Genomic DNA, 19,671 nt, shown 5'->3' with positions numbered 1-19,671 from the left:
TTTATCGGATAGCGCGGAAAACCTCGCCGTTCAGGGCGAGGATGAATAGCGCAACGGCGAAGCCGTTCTGAGGGCTACGCCGGAGTTTGTTGCTGCTCAATATACTGCCGGATGATCTCAATTGGCGCACCACCACAGCTCCCCGCAAAATAACTGGGCGACCAGAGCGCACCTCCCCAGAGTTTCTTTTTGATCGAAGGGTAATTCTTTTTTCGGATCATCCGGCTGGATACACCTTTGAGACTGTTAACCAGATTCGACACGGCCACCTTCGGCGGGTAATTCACCAACAAATGCACATGGTCGTCTTCACCGTCGAACTCAACCAGCTCTGATTCAAAATCAAGACAGACCTTTTCAAAAAAGATTTTTAGATCATCCAGCACTTCTTTGGTAAAGACATTTCGTCGGTATTTTGTTACAAAGACCAAATGAACGTGCATTTTAAAAACGCAATGCCTGCCATGCCTTAAATCGTTTTCAATTTCCATAGACCAATCTATAATTGAGTTGTATTGACACAGTATGAGCAAGCCATGCAACGACTGCAAGCCTACAAATTCGAACTGATTGTCACTGGAGAGCAGCAGCGCCAGATGCGCCGCTTCTCCGGTGCTTGTCGGTTTGTCTATAACAAGGCGCTGGCGTTGCAAAAAGAACGACATGAGCAGGGTGAAAAGAAACTATCGGCCTTTGAACTGAATAATCTGTTACCACAATGGAAAGCAGAGCCAGAAACAAAATGGCTGTCTGATTCACCTTCTCAAACGCTGCAACAGTCGCTGAAAGATTTAGATCGGGCGTACAAAAATTTCTTTGCCAAACGAGCAGACTTCCCGCGCTTCAAAAAGAAGGGTCAGTCAGATAGCTTTCGCTATCCACAAGGGGTGAAACTGGAGCAAGGCAATAATCGACTCTTCCTGCCCAAGCTCGGCTGGCTGCGTTACCGCAACAGCCGGACGGTGGAAGGTGAGATTAAAAACGTCACGGTCAGTCAGGTTTGTGGTAAGTGGTATGTATCGATCCAGACCGAGCGGGAAGTTGAAATTGCCGTGCATCAGGGCGATGCCATCGGCATTGACATGGGCATTGCCCGCTTTGCCACCCTGTCCGATGGCCGTTTTTACGCCCCGCTCAACAGTTTCAAACGGCACGAAACCGCTTTGCGCAAGGCGCAGCAGGCCATGAGCCGCAAGGTAAAATTCAGCAATAACTGGAAAAAGGCCAAAGCCAAAGTTCAGCGCATTCATTCCAATATCGGCAACAGCCGCCGTGACTACCTGCATAAAATCTCAAACGACATTAGCAAAAACCACGCGATAGTCTGTATTGAAGATTTGCAGGTCAAAAACATGTCAAAATCAGCGGCAGGAACCGCCGAGCAACAGGGTAGGAATGTTAGGGCGAAGTCAGGCCTGAATAAAGCCATTCTTGATCAAGGCTGGTTTGAGTTCCGTTGCCAGCTCGATTACAAGCTGGCATGGAATGGTGGCCACCTGATCGCCGTTCCACCGAAAAACACCAGCCGGACGTGTCCGTGCTGTGGTCACATATCGAAGGATAACCGCGCCACGCAAGCTCGGTTTGCCTGTGTGGAATGTGGCTTTGAAGAAAACGCCGATGTCGTCGGCGCGATCAATGTATTAAGGGCGGGACACGCCCGATTAGCCTGTGAAGTGAGTGGTGCAACAATGCCGCCAGCAGCAGGAACCCACCGAAGCGAGTCCGGCGTTCGCGCCTAACCGCAGTAGGAATCCTCGTCGTTTACGGCGAGGAGGATGTCAATAACCTAAAGCCTTTGAATGTGCCGGGTGAAGCCGAGATAGACTGCCTTTTTACTCACCCCAAGGCCCAGCGCCGGGGGATTGCCGCCGAGCTCTACCGGAAGTTATTGAGATACGCCGTCGATTCCGGGGTGCAGTGTTTGAGGGTAGAGGCTTCTTTCTATGCCAAAGCGTTTTTCGGCAAGCAGGGCTTTACAACCTTGAAGCGCAATCAGCATCAACGTCACGGGGAAGTGCTGACCAATTTCAGTATGCAGCTGCCGTTATAACCCAAGCCGCCCTGGAAAATCACCCAAGTGAAGTACCAAGGCGGCCTATGGACAAACGCCAAGAAATGCTGCTTGTTATGGCAAATCAAACACCAGGGCTACGGCACGCTTGTTGCTGGCCTTAATGGCAAACTCCTCAAGTTCGTTGATGTGAATGCCATCGCCACTTTGCAGGGTTTCACCCGCCAATTGCAGCTCTCCTTCCACCACTTGAGCATAAAAGTTACGTCCCTTTGCCAGCTTGAAGCTTGTCTGCTCGGCAGCGGTCAGCTCCAGGCGGTAGACGCTGGCGTCCTGTTTGATGGACAGGGTGTCATCGCGGCCATCGGGAGTGACGACCGGGGTCAGGGCCGAGCTCTGGGCAAAGGCTTTTTGCTGATAACCCGGGGTGCCACCCTGGCTACTCGGTTGGATCCAGATCTGCAGGAAATGCAGAGGTTCAGTTGCCGAGGCATTGTACTCACTGTGATAGATCCCCGACCCGGCAGACATAAGTTGGAACTCACCGGCCGACAGGGTTTTCACGTGACCAAAGCTGTCTTTATGGGCTATGGTGCCGGAAATCACATAACTGATGATCTCCATATCCTTGTGGCCGTGAGTATCAAAGCCGGCGCTTGGCGCGACTCTGTCATCATTAATGACCCTCAGGGCAGAGACCCCCATAAATCTTGGATCGTAATAGTTGCCGAATGAAAAGCTGTGTTGGCTCTTGAGCCAGCCGAAGTCGGCCCGGCCGCGTTCATCGGCATGACGTACATAAATCATAATTCAGTTCTCCAGCAGTGAATGGCTTAAAGCAAGATGTGTGCTTGGCAAGAAGGGTTCCTTAATGGGTCTTGCGGGCAATCATGCTGTCGATGGACAGTTTACCGGCGCCGGAAATCGCCAGGGATACAGTGGCGGCCAGCAATGCCAGACCAAACTCGTAACCGTTGTTGGACATAAACAAACCGTTGTCCAGGTGCACTGTGACTATCGCCATCAACATGGTGAATGCCAACACCGCGGAAGTGGGGCGAATCAACAGACCTATGATAAGCAGCAGACCACCGAAAAATTCACTGGAGCCGGCCATCAGCGCCATCAAATATCCGGGAGTCAGGCCGATAGAGGCCATCCATTGTCCTGTGCCTTCCAGGCCGTAACCGCCGAACCAGCCAAAGAGCTTCTGGGCGCCGTGAGCCATAAAAGTGATACCTATAGGCAGGCGCAGCGCCAGAGGAGCGAAACCGGCATCGGTGCGGAGCAGTTTAATAATCAGGTCTTTCATGATGGTGTCCTCAATGAATTTGAATAGGGGGGATAGGCTTTCCTGTCCAGTTGCTGTGCAGTTTATCCTTGACCTTTGTGGCTGAAAATCGGAACATTTTGATATTGAATTTCAAAAAAATTGAACATAGGTTTTATCATGCACTCTGTCATTAGCCTGGATGCGCTTAAAGTATTGGATGCTATAGATAAAAAAGGTAGTTTTTCGGCAGCGGCCGAGGCGCTTTTCAAGGTGCCATCTGCTTTGACCTATCAGGTTCAAAAGCTGGAGAGCGAGCTGGGAAGCAGATTATTTGAACGTAAGGGCACTCGGGCTCAACTTACCGAAGTGGGGCGTTTGGTGTTGACCCAGGGGCGGGAGATCCTGGCGGCCACAGCCCGGCTTGAGGATGCCGTGAGGCAATTGGAAACCGGCTGGGAGGCGCAACTGACACTGGCGCTGGATACCGTCTTGCCACAGGCGCCGCTGCTTTCATTAATTAAGGAATTCACCGAGCTGGGTAAACAGCTCACCGTCAGCGTGACCCATGAGGCTCTTGGCGGCGGCTGGGATGCGCTTTATTCCAACCGCGCCGATATCGCCATCGGCGTCACGGGTGAATTGCCAAGAGGTCAGTATGAACTGCAAAAGCTTGGTGAGCTGGAGTTTGTGTTTGTTGTGGCGCCTGAGCATCCCTTGGCGCAATTCGACACTGAGATAGCCTCTGAAGCCTTGTTGCAATTTCCATCCATCATAGTGGCCGATACCTCGCGCTCCTTGAGTCAGCGCTCCAGCGGGGTGTTTGACAGTCGCCAGCTTATCCGGGTGTCGTCGATGGAAGCCAAGATCACCGCACAGAAGATGGGAATAGGCGTCGGCTTTCTGCCGCTGCATTTGATCCGGGAGGCCTTGGCCAAAGGTGAGTTGGTGCAGCGTGAAGTGGCCTTGCCCAGGCCTTCGCTGCCCATCTATATGGCCTGGCGAAAAGGGGAGATGGGAAAGGCGCTTGGCTGGTTTACCGAGCGCCTGCAAGGCAGTGACTTTGGTTTATAGAGCAGTTTATAACGTGGTTTATAAAAGCGGTTTATAAAATGGCTTATAACCTGGATTTAGGATCATAGCTTATGATCTTGAATGGTTGCTTTGTCAGTGTAAGGGCAAGGGACAAGCGATCTGAATGTGCCGGCTTATTCGCCGGCCGCTTCGGCCCTGTGGCTGGTATAGTGCACATGGGGCAATAGCAACTCATCCAGTTTGGGGGCCTTTTTCAGGAAGTTGATGAAGGCGCCCGGCAATGTCAGTGATGGCATCGACTCCTGCCAGCGGGCTTGCAGCAGAGGCTCATAGCCCTCTTTCCCGGCTGTGGTGTAACAGGTGGATACCCCAACATAGTGCTGCTCTGGCGCCAGCGCTTGCCACAGGCCATTTGCCCGCAACAGCTCCAGCCGCAATAGTCTTTCTCCCTGCTCTTTGCGGCCATCATAGAAATATCTCAGCCCATAGGTATAGGGGAAACTGCCGGCGCCGGTGCCACGCACGCCGTTGTTGGTGGCGGCGTTAATGGCCGACTCCAGAGCCTGGTAGAGGTGTTCCCCGGCGATTTCATATTTAACCAGCGGCAATTCAAACGGCAACAGACGTCCGAGCACATCGGCTTTGGTCAGTTGTCCCTGGGGCACGGATTGACGCACGCCACCGGCGTTATGCAGCGCAAAGTCCACTCTTTGGTCTTTGGCTCTGGACTCGAGAAACATACTCCGGCTGACCCAGGGGGCAATTTCACTGCCGTGGGGTAGGGTGCGGCTTGGCAGGCGGGTATGCACCAGGGCCTTGGGTACCAGAGCCAGCACCTGATTTTCCATGCTGCTGATCGCCGGGCGGAACTCGTTGGCAATCACTTGCTCCATGGCTTCATCGGTATCATCCCAGTGGATCCCTGGGTGTTGCTCCAACATGGCCTTGGCGGCTTGGTAGTCGGCTTCGGTGGCAGCCTGTGGGCCGCTCAGCAGAAACTGACGGTCCAGCATAAAGAGGTTACTGCCTTCGAGCCGGGTCACCCGGCCTGCATCATCGAAATGAATGTCGGCGAGCCCCAGGGTTTCGGCATGTTTGCCGGCATGGAGGATAGGCACGCCGTTGACGCTTTCACCATAGGGCAGGCATGGCAGGCCAAAACCGCGGAAATCACCCATCAGGGTATGGGTGTGGCCGCCGACTATCAGGCTGATCCCTGGGATGGTTTCGGCCAGTACCCTGTCTTGCTCCAATCCTAAGTGACTCAGCACTATGATATGCACTATGCCCTTGGCCCTGAGGGCTTCAACAGTCTTCCTGGTAGTGGCAAAGGCATCGGCAAACTCGGTATCGGGATCCGGCCTGGCGATGGCTTTCATTTGATCCAGAGTAATACCGACTATGGCCAGTTGCTTGTCGTGGAAAGGCTTTATCAGGCTGCGGCCGATACCCGAGGCGGTATCCAGATCATAGAGGTTGTCCAGCCCTCGAAGACGCCCGGGCTTATCTTCAGCTTCGCCGCTGAGATCCATATTGGCCGCCAGCACAGGGAAGCCAACCTCTTTGATAAAACCGGCCAGCAGAGCGTTGCCATCGTCAATATCATGGTTGCCTATGACCATGGCATCGGGTGCCAACATCTTCAGCAGTTTGGCGTTGGCCCGGCCTTTGAACTGGCTGTAATACAAGGTGCCCTGGAAACAATCGCCGCCGTGGAGCAGGATAAAAGGCTGGTTTTGTGCTTGGGCAGCGTCTCTTGCGGCCTTGACCTGAGCCGAGATCCGCGCGTAGCCACCACTGTGGCTGTGAAGATCAAACTCGTGTCCCTGAGAGTCAATCTTGAACTGAACCCGGCTGGAATCCAAGTGTGAGTGGGTATCGTTGAGATGGGCAAGTCTTAAAACATAATCTGTGTGCATATCATCCTCATTCTGCGAGCGGGGATTGTACACCTCCAGAGGCGGATGAAAAAGGGGAAGCCTAAGCTCCCCCTAAATGATGACTGTACTGATGGGTGGGTTGTTAGCCTGTCACACTATCTCCCACTAGGATGACACTTATATTAAAGCGCTGAATTAATAATCTGAAATCAGAGCCCTTGGGATTCGCTGACCGGCTCTCTGTCATCCGAGAGGCGGATCCCCTTGTCTTTCATGCGGCGTTTCCAAAGTCGCCTTGCCAGTTGCTGCATGTCGGTGGCAGGGTCATTGATATCGACAATCTCCAGCCCCAGCAAGGATTCGATGATGTCCTCCAGTGTCACCAGGCCCTGACCGCTGCCGTATTCGTCCACCACCATGGCTATCTGAGCGTTGCGTTTGATCATCAGCTCAAACAGCGGCAGGATGCGGGCGGTTTCCGGCACTATCACCAAATTGCGCTTGAGGTTCCCAAGGGGTGCATCGGGATTATCCCGCTCACTCAGCAGCACATCGGTACGGTTCACATAGCCTATGATGTCGTCGTGATCCTTGTCGAAAATAGGCACCCGAGTGAAAGGCTTATTGATATGCTGGCTGACAAATTCATGTTGAGTCAGTGCGGCCGGCAGAGTGAACATCACGGTTCTTGGAGTCATGATGGCGGTAACCGGCATCTCCTTGACGCTCAACATCTGAGTCAGAATTTTGCTTTCCTGCTCATCCAGTTCACCGGATTCATGGCCTATTTTGGCCATGGCGCTCATTTCCTGACGGATATACTGGCCAGAGTCACCTTTGCCGAGCAAACGGGTAACCTTATTGGACATCCAGATAAGCGGCAGGGTGATGCGTTCCATCCACACCAGGGCAACAGACACACTGGGGGCCATGGCTCGCCAGTAGTTGGCACCTATGGTTTTGGGGATGATTTCGGAAAAGAATAGAATGAGGAAGGTCAGTACCCCGGAGAATACCCCCAACATCTCATCGCCAAACACTTTGGCGGCCTGGGCACCGGCCACGGCCGCACCTACGGTATGGGCTATGGTGTTGAGTGTCAAAATGGCGACCAGAGGAGATTCGACATTGTCTTTCTGTTTTTGAAGACGTTCGGCAGCGTCCGGGTTGGACTGGCGCTGCGACGCGATATAGCTGGGCGTTACCGAAAGCAGCACGGCTTCAAACACACTACAGAGAAAAGAGACGCCGATGGCGACCAATACAATAACGATAAGCGTTAGCATAAGGGGGGAATTATCACTCCGATGCAAAGGCCAACATTAGCCCAGCGCTATTCTATCATAGAGCTTGTGAGCTGAAGCTTAATTTTATGCTCGGCAGAGAGAAAGTAGGGTATAAGGGGAACCGCTGAATTACTGGCTATAGTTGCGGCCTATCTGTATAATTCGCCGCCCTGCTGCAGGTTTTGGTGTTGAGGAAAGTCAAATGAGTGAAAAAAAGATCAATCTTTTGGATCTTGATCGTAAGGCAATGCGTGAGCTTTTCGTCGAGTTGGGCGATAAGCCGTTTCGTGCCGAACAGCTGATGAAGTGGTTGTATCACTTCGGGATCAGTGACTTTGACCAGATGACCAATATCAACAAACACCTGCGGGCCAAGTTGAAAGAGCGCTGTGAAGTGGTGGCGCCGGAGATCTCCAGCTATCAGAAGTCGGCCGATGGCACCATCAAGTTTGCCATTAATGTTGGCGAAGGTCAGGAAGTGGAAACCGTCTATATTCCGGAAGACGATAGGGCGACTCTGTGTATCTCATCTCAGGTGGGATGTGCGCTGGAGTGCACTTTCTGCTCCACGGCTCAGCAGGGCTTTAACCGTAACCTGACAGTGTCTGAAATTGTCGGCCAGATCTGGCGGGTATCCCACTTCCTCGGTTTTCAGAAGGAAACCGGTGAGCGCCCGGTCACCAACGTAGTGATGATGGGCATGGGTGAGCCCTTGCTGAATCTGGCCAATGTGATTCCGGCGATGGATATCATGCTGGATGACTTTGGTTTTGCCCTGTCCAAACGGCGGGTAACGGTTTCGACATCCGGCGTTGTACCTGCGCTGGATAAGTTGGGCGATGCCCTCGATGTGGCGCTGGCGGTCAGTATCCATGCCCCCAATGACGAGCTGCGTAACGAGTTGGTGCCTATCAACAAGAAGTATCCGCTTAACGAATTTTTGGCCGCTATTCGCCGTTATATCGCAAAGTCCAACGCCAACCGCGGTCGGGTCACACTGGAATATGTGATGCTGGATCATATCAACGACAGCACAGAGCAAGCCCATGAGTTGGCCAAACTGATGAAGGATACCCCTTGCAAGGTCAACCTCATCCCATTCAATCCTTATCCGGGTTCTCCTTACGGGCGTTCTTCCAACTCCCGTATCGACAGGTTTGCCAAAGTGCTGATGGAATACGGTCTGACTGTAATAGTGCGTAAGACCCGCGGCGATGATATCGATGCCGCCTGTGGCCAGTTGGCCGGTGATATACGTGACAGAACCAAGCGTCTGGCGAAAAAACGCATGCAAGCCAATCAAATTTCGGTCACAATGGATTAACTCTTTGTTTGTCCAGATTTATAGGTTTGCCAATGAAGCACGGATTGCCAGGTTTAACGCTTGCGTTACTGCTAGGGGCCATGTTGCCCGGATGTGTGACCGAGCGAACTTATGCCGGCACGGACATTCCGGTCTCGCAACGCCAGTTTGATAAAATTGCCGCCGCCAAGGAACGGACGCAGTTAGGTCTGACCTATCTGCAAAAGGGTAACTCCCAACAAGCCAAATATAATCTAGACAGAGCCATGGAATACGCCCCTCACCTTGAGGATGTGCATATTGCCATGGCTTATTATTATCAAACCGTGGGTGAAGTGGTGAAGGCTGAGCAAGCTTATGAAGCCGCCATAGACACCCGCAATGCCAGCGGCGACTCGATGAATAACTTTGGGGTATTTCTCTGTCAGCAGCAGAAATATGCCAAGGCAGAGAAGATGTTCCTGAAGGCAATCGACAACCCCAGATATACCCGCACTGCCTCCAGCTATGAAAATCTGGGTATTTGCAGTCGGGATGCCGGGGAAAGAGAAAAAGCGCGACACTATTTTGAGATGGCGCTAAAGTATGAGCCCAGAAGACAGGTCTCATTACAGGAACTGACAGAATTGGAGCTTGACGCCCAAAACTACGCCGCGGCCAGAATGCAATTGGAACGCCTCCACCGAGTCGTTCCTGAAACCGCGGAAAGCTTGGCGTTTGGCATTCGCATTGAGCAAGGGTTAAATGATGACGCGGCCGCCAAGCGATATGGAATATTGTTGCAGGCCAAATTTCCGGCGTCTCCCCAGGCTAAACAATACCGGGCAAGTATGCACTGATGACAGAGTTGAATAACCAAGTCAACAAGGATGAAGACGAGAGCCAAAAGGTTCCCGGGCAAGAGGATACGCTCGGGTCATTACTGAAAAGCGCACGCGCACAAAAAGGTATCACTATAGAAGATGCGGCTACCAGGCTGCACTTGCGCCCCTGCATAGTGGCCGATATTGAAGCAGACTGTTTCAGCAATATCGATTCCTCCACCTATGTTCGTGGCTACGTGAAGAATTACGCCCGCATATTAGGCGTGGATAAAGAAACTATCAACGCTTGTCTGGCACGGCAGGTCCCCAAGGTGACCGAGCCGGCAATGCAGAGCTTTTCGCGCAAGACCAGTCGTCAGGCTACCGACAGCCGCTTGATGCTGGTGACTTACCTTATCGGTTTTCTGTTGCTGGCCCTGCTGGTGGTGTGGTGGCTGCAAAAACCTTCTGTGGTTTCCGATGTCGATTTCTCCAAACCGACGGCAGAAGAGGTACAGCAGGCCAGAGAGTTTGAATCGCGTCAGGCACAAATAGAAGAAACCGAACTTCCGTCAGAAACTTCAACCGAAACACCAGCCGCTGAAGTAGATAAGAGTCTTGTTGAGGATAACAATACTGATGAAGCCAGCTCTGGTGTTGTTAACGAAGATGTTGATATGACCGAGCAACCGTTGCCAACAGAGGCAACGCAGGCTTCTGTCGGTATCGAGCTTGACGGTGACTGCTGGATTAAACTTACAGATGCTAACGGCAAGACCTTGATTGATGGCCTGAGATCGTCAGGGCAAAGCATTAATGTACAGGGCAAGGCGCCTTTTAAACTGGTCTTGGGCGCACCGCAGACAGTAAGTCTGACATTTAACGGCCAGGCCGTGAGCCTTGCCGATTTCCCCAGTGGCCGGGTAGCCAGACTGACCCTGCCACAGGCATAATAGCATCAAGCAGGATAATTGAAGTGGCGCATCCATGGCGCCGAGTCAACAGAGCAGAATACGATGTACAGTGAAAATCCCATAAAACGCCGTCCTTCCACCCGTATTTATGTCGGCAATGTACCCATAGGTGATGGCGCTCCTATCGCCGTGCAGTCGATGACCAATACCCGCACCACAGATATAGAAGCCACAGTAGCGCAAATTCGGGCGCTGGAAACCGTGGGCGCCGATATCGTACGGGTGTCTGTGCCTACCATGGATGCTGCCGAGGCGTTCAAGCTTATCAAGCAGCAGATCAAGGTGCCGCTGGTGGCCGATATCCATTTCGACTACCGCATTGCCCTTAAAGTAGCGGAATACGGCGCCGACTGTCTGCGTATTAACCCAGGCAACATAGGCAATGAAGAGCGTATCCGCGCCGTGGTTGAGTCTGCCAGAGACAAGAATATCCCAATCCGTATCGGGGTAAACGGCGGCAGTCTTGAAAAAGACTTGATGGACAAATACAAAGAGCCCACCCCGGAAGCCTTGCTGGAATCGGCAATGCGCCATGTGGATATTCTCGACAGGCTCAACTTCGACCAGTTCAAGGTCTCGGTGAAGGCATCGGACGTGTTCCTGGCAGTGGAGTCCTACCGTTTACTGGCGAAACAGATTAAACAGCCGCTGCACCTTGGGATCACCGAAGCCGGTGGTGCCCGTGCCGGCGCCGTTAAATCGGCGGTGGGCCTGGGTATGCTGCTGGCAGAAGGCATAGGCGATACCTTGAGAGTATCGCTGGCAGCCGATCCTGTAGAGGAGATCAAAGTCGGTTTCGATATCCTCAAGTCGCTGCGTATTCGCTCCCGCGGAATTAACTTTATCGCCTGTCCATCTTGTTCAAGACAAGAGTTTGACGTGATAGGCACGGTCAATGCACTGGAGCAACGCCTGGAAGATGTGACCACAGCCATGGATGTCTCCATCATAGGTTGTGTGGTCAACGGCCCCGGTGAAGCCCTGGTGTCTCATATTGGCCTTACCGGTGGTAACCGCAAGAGTGGTTATTATGACGAAGGCGAGCGTCAGAAAGAGCGCTTCGACAACGACAATCTGGTCGATGCCCTCGAAGCCAAAATTCGCGCCAAGGCGCAAATGATGGAAAACCGTATTTCAGTCAAAGAAGCCGAATGATCCTGATGACACGAATGTGAACTGGCCAGCGCTGGCCAGTTTTACGTTTGCCGGTGAAGCGCCTATAATGGCTGGCATTTTTGAATTTTTAGCCCCAGAGCAAAACGAGTCGAGATAGTGGCAAAACAGATCCAAGCGATTCGCGGAATGAATGACATTCTGCCAACCCAAAGCCCCGTATGGCAAAAAGTTGAGGCGGTACTGCGCGCCTCGGTTGCCTCTTTCGGTTACAGTGAAATCCGCACACCTATCGTTGAGAACACAGACCTGTTCAAGCGTTCGATAGGGGAAGTGACAGATATTGTCGAGAAGGAGATGTATACCTTCGCCGATCGCAACGGTGATAGCCTCACCTTGCGTCCGGAAGGCACCGCCTCGACAGTTCGTGCCGGTAACGAACATGGCCTGTTGTACAACCAGGAGCAGCGTCTGTGGTATATGGGCCCCATGTTCCGCCACGAGCGGCCACAGAAAGGGCGCTATCGTCAGTTCCATCAGTTTGGAGTTGAAGTTTATGGCATCAAGAGCGCCGATATTGACGCCGAAGTGCTGATGTTGTCTGCCTCTTTGTGGCAGAAGCTTGGATTGACCGAACACGTTTCGCTCGAGCTGAACACTCTGGGTGACAGCGACGAGCGCGCCGCCTATCGTGAGGCGCTGGTGGTCTTCCTCGAACAGCATAAAGACAAGCTGGACGAAGATAGCCAGCGGCGCATGTACAGCAACCCACTGCGAGTGCTGGACTCGAAAGATCAGCAGGTTCAGGCTTTGCTGGCCGATGCCCCGGCGCTGATGGATTATCTGGGTGAAGACTCAAAGGCACATTTTGCCCGCTTGTGTGAACTCCTGGAGGCCGTTGGCATCCAATACAGGGTTAACCCACGCCTGGTACGCGGATTGGATTATTACAACCGCACCGTATTTGAGTGGGTCACCGACAGCCTGGGCGCTCAGGGCACAGTACTGGCCGGTGGTCGTTACGATGGTCTGGTGAGCCAGCTTGGCGGTAAAGAAACGCCGGCAGTGGGCTTTGCCATGGGACTGGAGCGGATTGTTCTGCTGCTGGAAACTCTGGAGCTGAACGCTGATGTTGCTGCCGAAGTGGATGTCTACGTGACCGCCATGGGCGATGACTGCGTAATCGAGGCGATGAAAATTGCCCAGGAACTGCGCGAGAAGCTGCCCAAACTCAAGGTGATGAGTCACTGCGGTGGTGGCAACTTCAAGAAACAGATGAAAAGAGCTGATAAGAGCGGCGCGGGTTTTGCGCTGATTATCGGTGAGACCGAACTGGCCAATAATAAGGTGGCGGTGAAACCGCTGCGGGGTGATGGGGCTCAGCAGGATGTTGAACGCCAGGCCCTGGCCGACTATTTGGCAGAACTGATTAAATAATTTAGAGGGGAAGTGCGGGTGGAAATCTACAGCACAGAAGAACAACAAGTTGAGGCGATCAAGCAGTTCTGGAAAGACTATGGTGTTTCGATAGTCGCAGGTGCCGTAATTGGCCTGGGTGGCCTCTATGGCTGGAACTATTATTCCGATGTCAAAGTGGAACGTGCCGAAGCCGCCTCTCAGGCTTTTAACCAGGCCTTGATGCAAGGCGGTGATGAAGCCACAGTGATGGCTGCCGCTGCCGAATTTGACAAGCAGCACGCTCAGGCCGGTTATTCGGCGTTGATGCAATTGATTGTTGCCAAGAGCGCGGTAGAGGCCGGCGATCTGCCAAAAGCTGAAGCTGCCCTCAAAACCGTGATTGCCGCCAAGCCGGGTGATGCCCTGACAGCGGTTGCCACGCTGCGTTTGGCACGAGTTCAGGCTGAACAGGGCCAGGTTGCTACCGCTTTGACCACGCTGGAGCAGGTCAAAGATAGTGCCTTTGCTACCCAAAGAGATGAATTCAAAGGTGATCTGCTACTGCGTCAAGGGGAAACCGATAAGGCGAGACTCGCTTACCAGGAAGCCGTTAAAAATGGCGGCGTGACAACCAGTCCGGCGCTGCAGATGAAACTCGATAACCTGAATCAGGCATAAGGAAGGCCAATGAAGTCGTGGTGTAAAACTCTTTTGGCCTGTGGCATGGCCATAGGCGCACTGACAGGTTGCGCTTCCAGCGATGTGGAAGAAGAACCTGTAAGCCCGCTGCTGGAGCTCAACGCCAGCGTATTCCCAGAGGTCAGTTGGAGTGCTTCGGTTGGCAGTGGCGTTGGTGATTATTACTCCCGTCTGCGTCCCGCAGTGCGCTACGGCAAAATCTTTGTTGCCGATCGTTACGGTGAAGTAACTGCCTTTGACGAGACCAGCGGCGAGAAGGTCTGGAGCACAGACTTCAGTGAGGCATTCCGTGATGGTGCCCTGAAAAAGAATAAGGGTGCCCGCTTGGCATCCGGCGTAACAGCGGCCCGTAACAAGGTGTTTGTCGGCGGAGAGAGTGGCCTGTTGGCGGCGCTTGATGCCGAAACCGGTGAAGTGCTTTGGCACGCCGTAGCTGAAGGCGAGCTGTTGTCCTTGCCCGCAGTGGCCGAAGACATGGTGGTGGTTAACAGTAGCTCAGGCTCGCTGGATGCCTTTAATGTCGACACAGGTGAAAAACTTTGGAGCTATGAAGCTTCCTTGCCAAACTTGACTCTGCGCGGCAGCAGTTCTCCGGCGTATGCCCAGGGTGGTTTCTTTGTTGGTACGGCCGATGGCAAGGTCGCAGTTATTATCAAGAACAACGGCCAACCCGCTTGGGAGCAACCAATTTACACCCCCAAAGGCGGCAACGAGTTCAGCCGTATGGCCGATGTCGATATGACGCCGCTGTTGCTGGGTGACAACCTGTACGCCGTTAGCTACAACGGTAATCTGGTCAGCATGGAAATGCGCAGCGGCCGTATTGTCTGGTCGCGCAAGTACTCCAGTTTCCACGAGCTGGACACTGCGGGCTTGAGTCTGTATTTGGTGGACGATCACAGCCGTGTATACTCAGTGGACAGACGTAACGGTCTGGAGCTTTGGAGTAACTCGGATCTGACCAACCGGGATCTGACCGCTCCGGCAGTATTCCAGGACTATGTGGTTGTGGGTGACTTTGAAGGTTATCTGCACTTTATCGATCGCAGCAACGGCCAAATTGTGGGTCGGGTGCAGGTCGACAGCTCGGGCCTGTTCAGTCAACCTCTGGTGGTTGACGACAAAATCTATCTGCAGACCCGGGATGGCAAAATTGCCACAGTAACTCTGCCCTGATCCCAGGCTTTGATACTGCCAAGCCCCTGGGAGTGCGTTCCGGGGGCTTTTTATTGAGAAGTTTTAAAGAGGCAAAAAGATGATTCCTGTAGTGGCCCTGGTAGGGCGACCCAATGTCGGTAAGTCGACCCTGTTCAATCGTCTGACCCGCACCCGTGATGCACTGGTGGCGGATTACCCAGGCTTGACGCGGGATCGTAAATACGGTCGTGCCTATCTGTCAGGTTACGAATTCATCCTGGTGGATACCGGCGGTATTGACGGCACCGAAGAAGGCATAGAAACCAAGATGGCCGAGCAATCGCTGGCGGCTATCGAAGAAGCGGATGTAGTGCTGTTTCTGACCGATGCCCGCGCCGGTTTGACCGCGGCCGATCAGGCCATAGCCCAACATCTTCGTAGCCGGCAAAAGACCACCTTCGTGGTGGCCAACAAGATTGACGGTATCGATGCCGACTCCGCCTGCGCCGAATTCTGGGCCCTGGGCCTGGGTGAGGTGTATCAGATGGCGGCGGCTCACGGCCGCGGCGTTACCAATATGATTGAGTATGCGCTGGCTCCTTTTGCCGAGGCGATGGGGATTAACCCGGATGCGCCCGAGGAAGAGAAGGTTGACGAGCGTCAATACACAGAAGAGGAAGCCGAAGCCGAACAGGCCAGACTGCAGGACTTGCCTATCAAGCTGGCAATTATCGGCAAGCCCAATGTGGGCAAGTCGACCCTGACCAACCGCATCCTCGGTGAAGAGCGGGTAGTGGTTTATGATGAGCCGGGCACCACCCGCGACTCCGTCTATATTCCAATGCAGCGTGAAGGCCGCGAGTACGTCATCATAGACACTGCCGGGGTGCGTCGCCGCGCCAAGGTGCATGAAGTCGTTGAAAAGTTCTCAGTGATTAAAACCCTGAAAGCGGTTGAAGACGCCAACGTGGTGCTCTTGGTTATTGATGCCCGTGAAGGTATCGCCGAGCAGGACCTTGGTTTGCTGGGCTTTGCCCTCAACGCCGGCAGGGCGCTGGTGATTGCAGTCAACAAGTGGGACGGCATAGACAACGACGTCAAGGAAAGGGTCAAGAGTGAGCTGGACCGTCGTCTGGGTTTTATCGACTTTGCCCGCATCCACTTTATCTCGGCGCTGCATGGCACAGGCGTGGGTCATCTGTATGAGTCCATCGAAGAAGCTTACGACAGTGCTACCAGACGGGTGTCCACTTCGCTGCTGACCAAGATCATGCAGATGGCGCAGGACGACCATCAGCCGCCTCTGGTCAATGGTCGCCGGGTCAAACTCAAGTATGCCCATGCTGGTGGTTACAACCCGCCAATCGTGGTAGTACACGGCAACCAGGTATCCAAGCTGCCGGACTCCTATAAGCGCTATATGATGAACTACTACCGCCGCTCGCTGAAGGTTGTGGGTACGCCCATCCAGCTGCGCTTCCAGGAAGGGGCCAACCCCTTTGAAGGCAAGGGGGAGAAACTGACCCTGAGCCAGGAAAGACGCCGCAAGCGGATGATGGCGCACATCAAGAACAAGAAAGCCTGATAGGGTTTTCGCAAAACAAAGCCGGGTTTAACCCGGCTTTGTTGTTTCTGATGACCAATATTGCACTTTAATTCAGTGAGTTGTGTTTAATAAAGGGCCTGTGAACTGGAATAACATTTGCTAACGATTCACGGGTATTTTTAACTTGGGCTCCTTCTCCAGCGAAGAGCCTTTATCTGATTGATGCTATTCCTCAATAATGGCTTCTATTCTTGAAAGCAGCGCGCCCTGTTTCAATTGGGTGCGCATCTGCTCGCCGATTACGGCGTCCTCGCTGTTTTCCAGGACTTTACCGGCTTCGTTCTTGCTTATGCTGTAACCTCTGGACAGGGTCGACAGCGGGCTGACACTTTCCAGCGAATGGGCGCTGGCACCCAGGCGCGCCTTGGCCTCTTTCAGTTTATCGGCCATGGCGTCCTGCAACTGTTGACCGAGATAATTCAATCTGCTGCCTTCCAGGCTCAGTTTGTGGGTCGGGCTCTGGGCTTCGAGGCGGCTCTTGAGCTGCAGCTGTCTGTGTTCCAGCCGGTGCAGGCGATTGTTGATGGCGGCCGTCATTCTCAGTTGCTGCTCATCAAACTGCTGTACCAGCTGTTCCAGCCGCCGCTTGGGATCCTGGCGCTGCAACTTGTGATCCAGCAGCGACAGCTGTTGGCGCTTGGCCAAGTGCCAGTGTTGCCAGCCCTGGCGCAGCCTGGCCATGGTAGTGGTCAGCTTTTGCCGTTTATTATCGACATCCTGGGATACCAGTTCGGCGGCGGCCGATGGGGTAGGGGCACGCAGATCGGCGACATAATCACTGATACAGGTATCTACCTCATGACCCACAGCTGAAATTACCGGCAGGGCACTGTTGTAGATGGCGTGGGCCAGATTTTCATCGTTGAAACACCACATATCTTCCAGGCTGCCACCGCCGCGGGTCAGCAGTAACAGATCCACCTCCAGCCTCTGGTTGGCCAAGGTGAGCGCCTCAATAAGCTGGTTGGCTGCGGTACTGCCCTGAACCTGGGAAGGATAGATCACCACTTCGATGGAAGGATCGCGGCGTTTCAGCACATGCAGTACATCGCGAATGGCGGCGCCTGTGGGGGAGGTGATCACCCCGATGCGCTGGATGTTGGCCGGTAGTGGCCGCTTGGTATCGGCGGCAAACAGGCCTTCGGCCGCGAGTTTCAGCTTCAGCGCTTCATACTGCTGCGCCAGTAAGCCATCACCGGCAGGCAGCATGGTTTCGATAAGCAGTTGATAATCGCCCCTAGGCTCATACACACTCAGGGCTGCACGCACCAGCACTTGCTGGCCGTTGACCGGGCGGAAGGTCACGTTCTGATTGCGACCACGGAACATGGCGCAGCGAATTTGCGAATGATTGTCCTTGAGAGTCAGATACCAATGGCCCGAGCTTGGGCTGGCAAAGTTGGAAATTTCACCATTGAGCCAAATTCTGCCGAGGTTTCCCTCCAACAAGGCACGTACTTCGGCATTGAGGCGGGAGACGGTATATACCTGTTTTTTGAGCTCTGGCATGGAATTTGCGTTCAAATTGGAATTTTTCTCTATTTTCCCATTTACCACCCCGGGGTTGCAAGGTATAATGCCGCCGCAATATTTCACCTTCAATCTAACCCCCGGGGAGATGTTGCAATGCTACGATTAATTAAAGAAGCGCTTACCTTTGACGATGTGCTGCTGGTTCCGGCCCACTCGACCGTTCTCCCTAATACCGCCAATCTCAAGACCCGTCTGACCGACAAAATCGAACTGAATATCCCCCTGGTGTCCGCTGCAATGGACACAGTGACCGAAGCCCGTTTGGCAATCGCCATGGCGCAGGAAGGTGGCTTGGGCTTTATTCATAAGAATATGAGTATTGAACAGCAGGCCGAAGAAGTTCGTAAAGTGAAGATCTATGAAGCAGGTGTGGTTCAACAGCCTGTGACAGTAACACCTTCCACGACACTGGCCGAGCTTAAGGTATTAACCGAAAAGAACGGATTTGCCGGCTATCCGGTAATCAATGACGCCAACGAATTGGTGGGAATTATCACCGGCCGTGACGTGCGCTTCGTGACCGATACCAACCGCCTGGTTTCTGAAATCATGACCCCGAAAGAGCGTCTGGTGACTGTACCTGAAGGCACCAAGTTGGATGAAGTACAAAAGCTGATGCACTCCAACCGCATTGAAAAAGTGCTGGTTGTGAATGATGAATTCCAGCTCAAGGGCCTGATCACAGTTAAAGACTTCGAGAAAGCCGAGCGTAAGCCCAATGCCTGTAAAGATGAGCTGGGTCGTCTGCGTGTTGGTGCCGCTGTTGGTGCCGGTGCCGGTAACGAAGAACGTGTTGATGCGCTGGTCAAAGCCGGTGTCGATGTACTCTTGATTGACTCTTCCCACGGCCATTCTGAAGGGGTACTGCAGCGTATTCGCGATACCCGTGCCAAGTATCCGGATCTGCAAATCGTTGGCGGCAACGTGGCGACCGCCGAAGGCGCCCTGGCGCTGGTAGAAGCCGGTGTGAATGCGGTTAAAGTCGGTATTGGCCCTGGCTCCATCTGTACTACCCGTATCGTTACCGGCGTGGGTGTACCGCAAATCACTGCGGTTTCCGATGCTGCTGCTGCCGTTAAGCATCTGGGTATCCCTGTGATTGCCGATGGCGGTATCCGTTTCTCAGGCGATCTGGCCAAGGCGCTGGCCGCCGGTGCATCTTGCATCATGGCAGGTTCCATGTTTGCCGGTACCGATGAATCTCCAGGTGAAACTGAACTCTACAAGGGCCGTGCCTATAAGTCTTACCGCGGTATGGGGTCACTGGGCGCCATGTCTCAGGGCTCTTCCGATCGCTACTTCCAGAGCGACAACGCTGCCGACAAACTGGTACCTGAAGGTATCGAAGGCCGTGTTCCTTACAAAGGCAAAATCAAAGAGATTATCCATCAGTACATGGGCGGTCTGCGCTCCTGTATGGGCCTGACAGGCTGCGCCACCATTCAGGAATTGGGTGAAAAGGCCCAGTTCGTTAAGGTGACTTCAGCCGGTATGGGCGAATCCCACGTTCACGATGTGACTATCTCCAAAGAAGCGCCGAACTACCGTTCAGGTGTTTAATAAATTCGGGGCGGCATGAGTGTCGCCCTTGGTTTATAAGCAGATAAAAACTGTGCCTGT

Annotated in this window: 18 protein-coding genes; 12 read left to right on the top strand and 6 right to left on the bottom strand. The window is 53.5% G+C overall.

Annotated elements, in window-relative coordinates; genetic code table 11:
* Positions 1-74 precede the first annotated feature (74 nt).
* Positions 75-491 (bottom strand): IS200/IS605 family transposase, encoded by a 417-nt coding sequence (gene tnpA / locus ACMHXE_RS18645; RefSeq protein WP_335909953.1) that lies wholly within the window; start codon positions 489-491, stop codon positions 75-77.
* A 45-nt stretch (positions 492-536) separates the two neighbouring features.
* On the opposite strand from tnpA, the gene ACMHXE_RS18640 reads away from it, so the two are divergent.
* The gene (locus tag ACMHXE_RS18640) at positions 537-1,742 is read left to right on the top strand and encodes an RNA-guided endonuclease InsQ/TnpB family protein (RefSeq protein WP_165564833.1); all 1,206 of its coding nucleotides are present in this window, start codon (positions 537-539) and stop codon (positions 1,740-1,742) included.
* An 11-nt stretch (positions 1,743-1,753) separates the two neighbouring features.
* Positions 1,754-2,053 (top strand): GNAT family N-acetyltransferase, encoded by a 300-nt coding sequence (locus ACMHXE_RS18635; protein WP_413733051.1) that lies wholly within the window; start codon positions 1,754-1,756, stop codon positions 2,051-2,053.
* Between the two features lie 75 nt (positions 2,054-2,128).
* Here ACMHXE_RS18635 and ACMHXE_RS18630 read toward each other — a convergent pair whose 3' ends face one another.
* Positions 2,129-2,821, bottom strand: a complete 693-nt coding sequence (locus ACMHXE_RS18630; RefSeq protein WP_144167712.1) for a pirin family protein — start codon at positions 2,819-2,821, stop codon at positions 2,129-2,131.
* 61 nt (positions 2,822-2,882) lie between these two features.
* Positions 2,883-3,326 carry a DoxX family protein gene (locus tag ACMHXE_RS18625; RefSeq protein ID WP_025009758.1) on the bottom strand — a complete coding sequence of 148 codons (444 nt, stop codon included), beginning with the start codon at positions 3,324-3,326 and terminating at the stop codon, positions 2,883-2,885.
* Between the two features lie 138 nt (positions 3,327-3,464).
* Between ACMHXE_RS18625 and ACMHXE_RS18620 the strand changes: the two genes are divergently transcribed.
* Complete coding sequence (locus ACMHXE_RS18620) at positions 3,465-4,358, top strand: LysR family transcriptional regulator (protein WP_101056215.1); 894 nt, start codon at positions 3,465-3,467, stop codon at positions 4,356-4,358.
* Between the two features lie 134 nt (positions 4,359-4,492).
* On the opposite strand, the gene ACMHXE_RS18615 is transcribed toward ACMHXE_RS18620, so the two are convergent.
* On the bottom strand, positions 4,493-6,238 hold the full coding sequence (locus ACMHXE_RS18615) for a bifunctional metallophosphatase/5'-nucleotidase (RefSeq protein WP_413733048.1): 1,746 nt from the start codon (positions 6,236-6,238) through the stop codon (positions 4,493-4,495).
* A gap of 170 nt (positions 6,239-6,408) precedes the next feature.
* A complete protein-coding gene (locus ACMHXE_RS18610) occupies positions 6,409-7,485 on the bottom strand; it encodes a CNNM domain-containing protein (RefSeq protein WP_071477413.1) in 1,077 nt (358 codons plus the stop codon).
* A 202-nt stretch (positions 7,486-7,687) separates the two neighbouring features.
* On the opposite strand from ACMHXE_RS18610, the gene ACMHXE_RS18605 reads away from it, so the two are divergent.
* From ACMHXE_RS18605 to der, 8 genes are all read left to right on the top strand, one after another.
* The gene (locus tag ACMHXE_RS18605; RefSeq protein ID WP_039035076.1) at positions 7,688-8,809 is read left to right on the top strand and encodes a bifunctional tRNA (adenosine(37)-C2)-methyltransferase TrmG/ribosomal RNA large subunit methyltransferase RlmN; all 1,122 of its coding nucleotides are present in this window, start codon (positions 7,688-7,690) and stop codon (positions 8,807-8,809) included.
* Positions 8,810-8,841: 32 nt separating this feature from the next.
* Positions 8,842-9,627, top strand: coding sequence for a type IV pilus biogenesis/stability protein PilW (gene pilW, locus ACMHXE_RS18600; protein WP_413733046.1), 786 nt, complete (start codon positions 8,842-8,844; stop codon positions 9,625-9,627).
* Positions 9,627-10,544 (top strand): RodZ domain-containing protein, encoded by a 918-nt coding sequence (locus tag ACMHXE_RS18595; protein ID WP_165564858.1) that lies wholly within the window; start codon positions 9,627-9,629, stop codon positions 10,542-10,544. Before pilW ends, ACMHXE_RS18595 begins: the two co-directional genes overlap by 1 nt.
* Before the next feature lie 63 nt (positions 10,545-10,607).
* Entirely contained in the window at positions 10,608-11,720 is a 1,113-nt protein-coding gene (gene ispG / locus ACMHXE_RS18590) for a flavodoxin-dependent (E)-4-hydroxy-3-methylbut-2-enyl-diphosphate synthase (RefSeq protein ID WP_101056210.1), read from the top strand.
* A gap of 117 nt (positions 11,721-11,837) precedes the next feature.
* Positions 11,838-13,115, top strand: a complete 1,278-nt coding sequence (hisS, locus tag ACMHXE_RS18585) for a histidine--tRNA ligase (protein WP_165564859.1) — start codon at positions 11,838-11,840, stop codon at positions 13,113-13,115.
* Between the two features lie 18 nt (positions 13,116-13,133).
* A complete protein-coding gene (locus ACMHXE_RS18580) occupies positions 13,134-13,754 on the top strand; it encodes a YfgM family protein (RefSeq protein ID WP_101056208.1) in 621 nt (206 codons plus the stop codon).
* Positions 13,755-13,763: 9 nt separating this feature from the next.
* Positions 13,764-14,951, top strand: coding sequence for an outer membrane protein assembly factor BamB (gene bamB, locus ACMHXE_RS18575; RefSeq protein WP_413733043.1), 1,188 nt, complete (start codon positions 13,764-13,766; stop codon positions 14,949-14,951).
* Positions 14,952-15,030: 79 nt separating this feature from the next.
* Complete coding sequence (gene der, locus ACMHXE_RS18570) at positions 15,031-16,497, top strand: ribosome biogenesis GTPase Der (protein ID WP_101056206.1); 1,467 nt, start codon at positions 15,031-15,033, stop codon at positions 16,495-16,497.
* Between the two features lie 186 nt (positions 16,498-16,683).
* Here the strand turns inward: der and xseA are convergent, their stop codons facing one another.
* Positions 16,684-18,027, bottom strand: a complete 1,344-nt coding sequence (xseA, locus tag ACMHXE_RS18565) for an exodeoxyribonuclease VII large subunit (protein ID WP_345885006.1) — start codon at positions 18,025-18,027, stop codon at positions 16,684-16,686.
* A gap of 117 nt (positions 18,028-18,144) precedes the next feature.
* On the opposite strand from xseA, the gene guaB reads away from it, so the two are divergent.
* Entirely contained in the window at positions 18,145-19,611 is a 1,467-nt protein-coding gene (gene guaB, locus ACMHXE_RS18560; protein ID WP_101056204.1) for an IMP dehydrogenase, read from the top strand.
* Positions 19,612-19,671 lie beyond the last annotated feature (60 nt).

Origin of the sequence: Shewanella sp. BJSY2023SW007, assembly GCF_047314525.1 — a bacterium.
GTDB classification, from domain to species: domain Bacteria; phylum Pseudomonadota; class Gammaproteobacteria; order Enterobacterales; family Shewanellaceae; genus Shewanella; species Shewanella chilikensis.
This window is presented reverse-complemented; position numbering and strand designations above follow the sequence as displayed.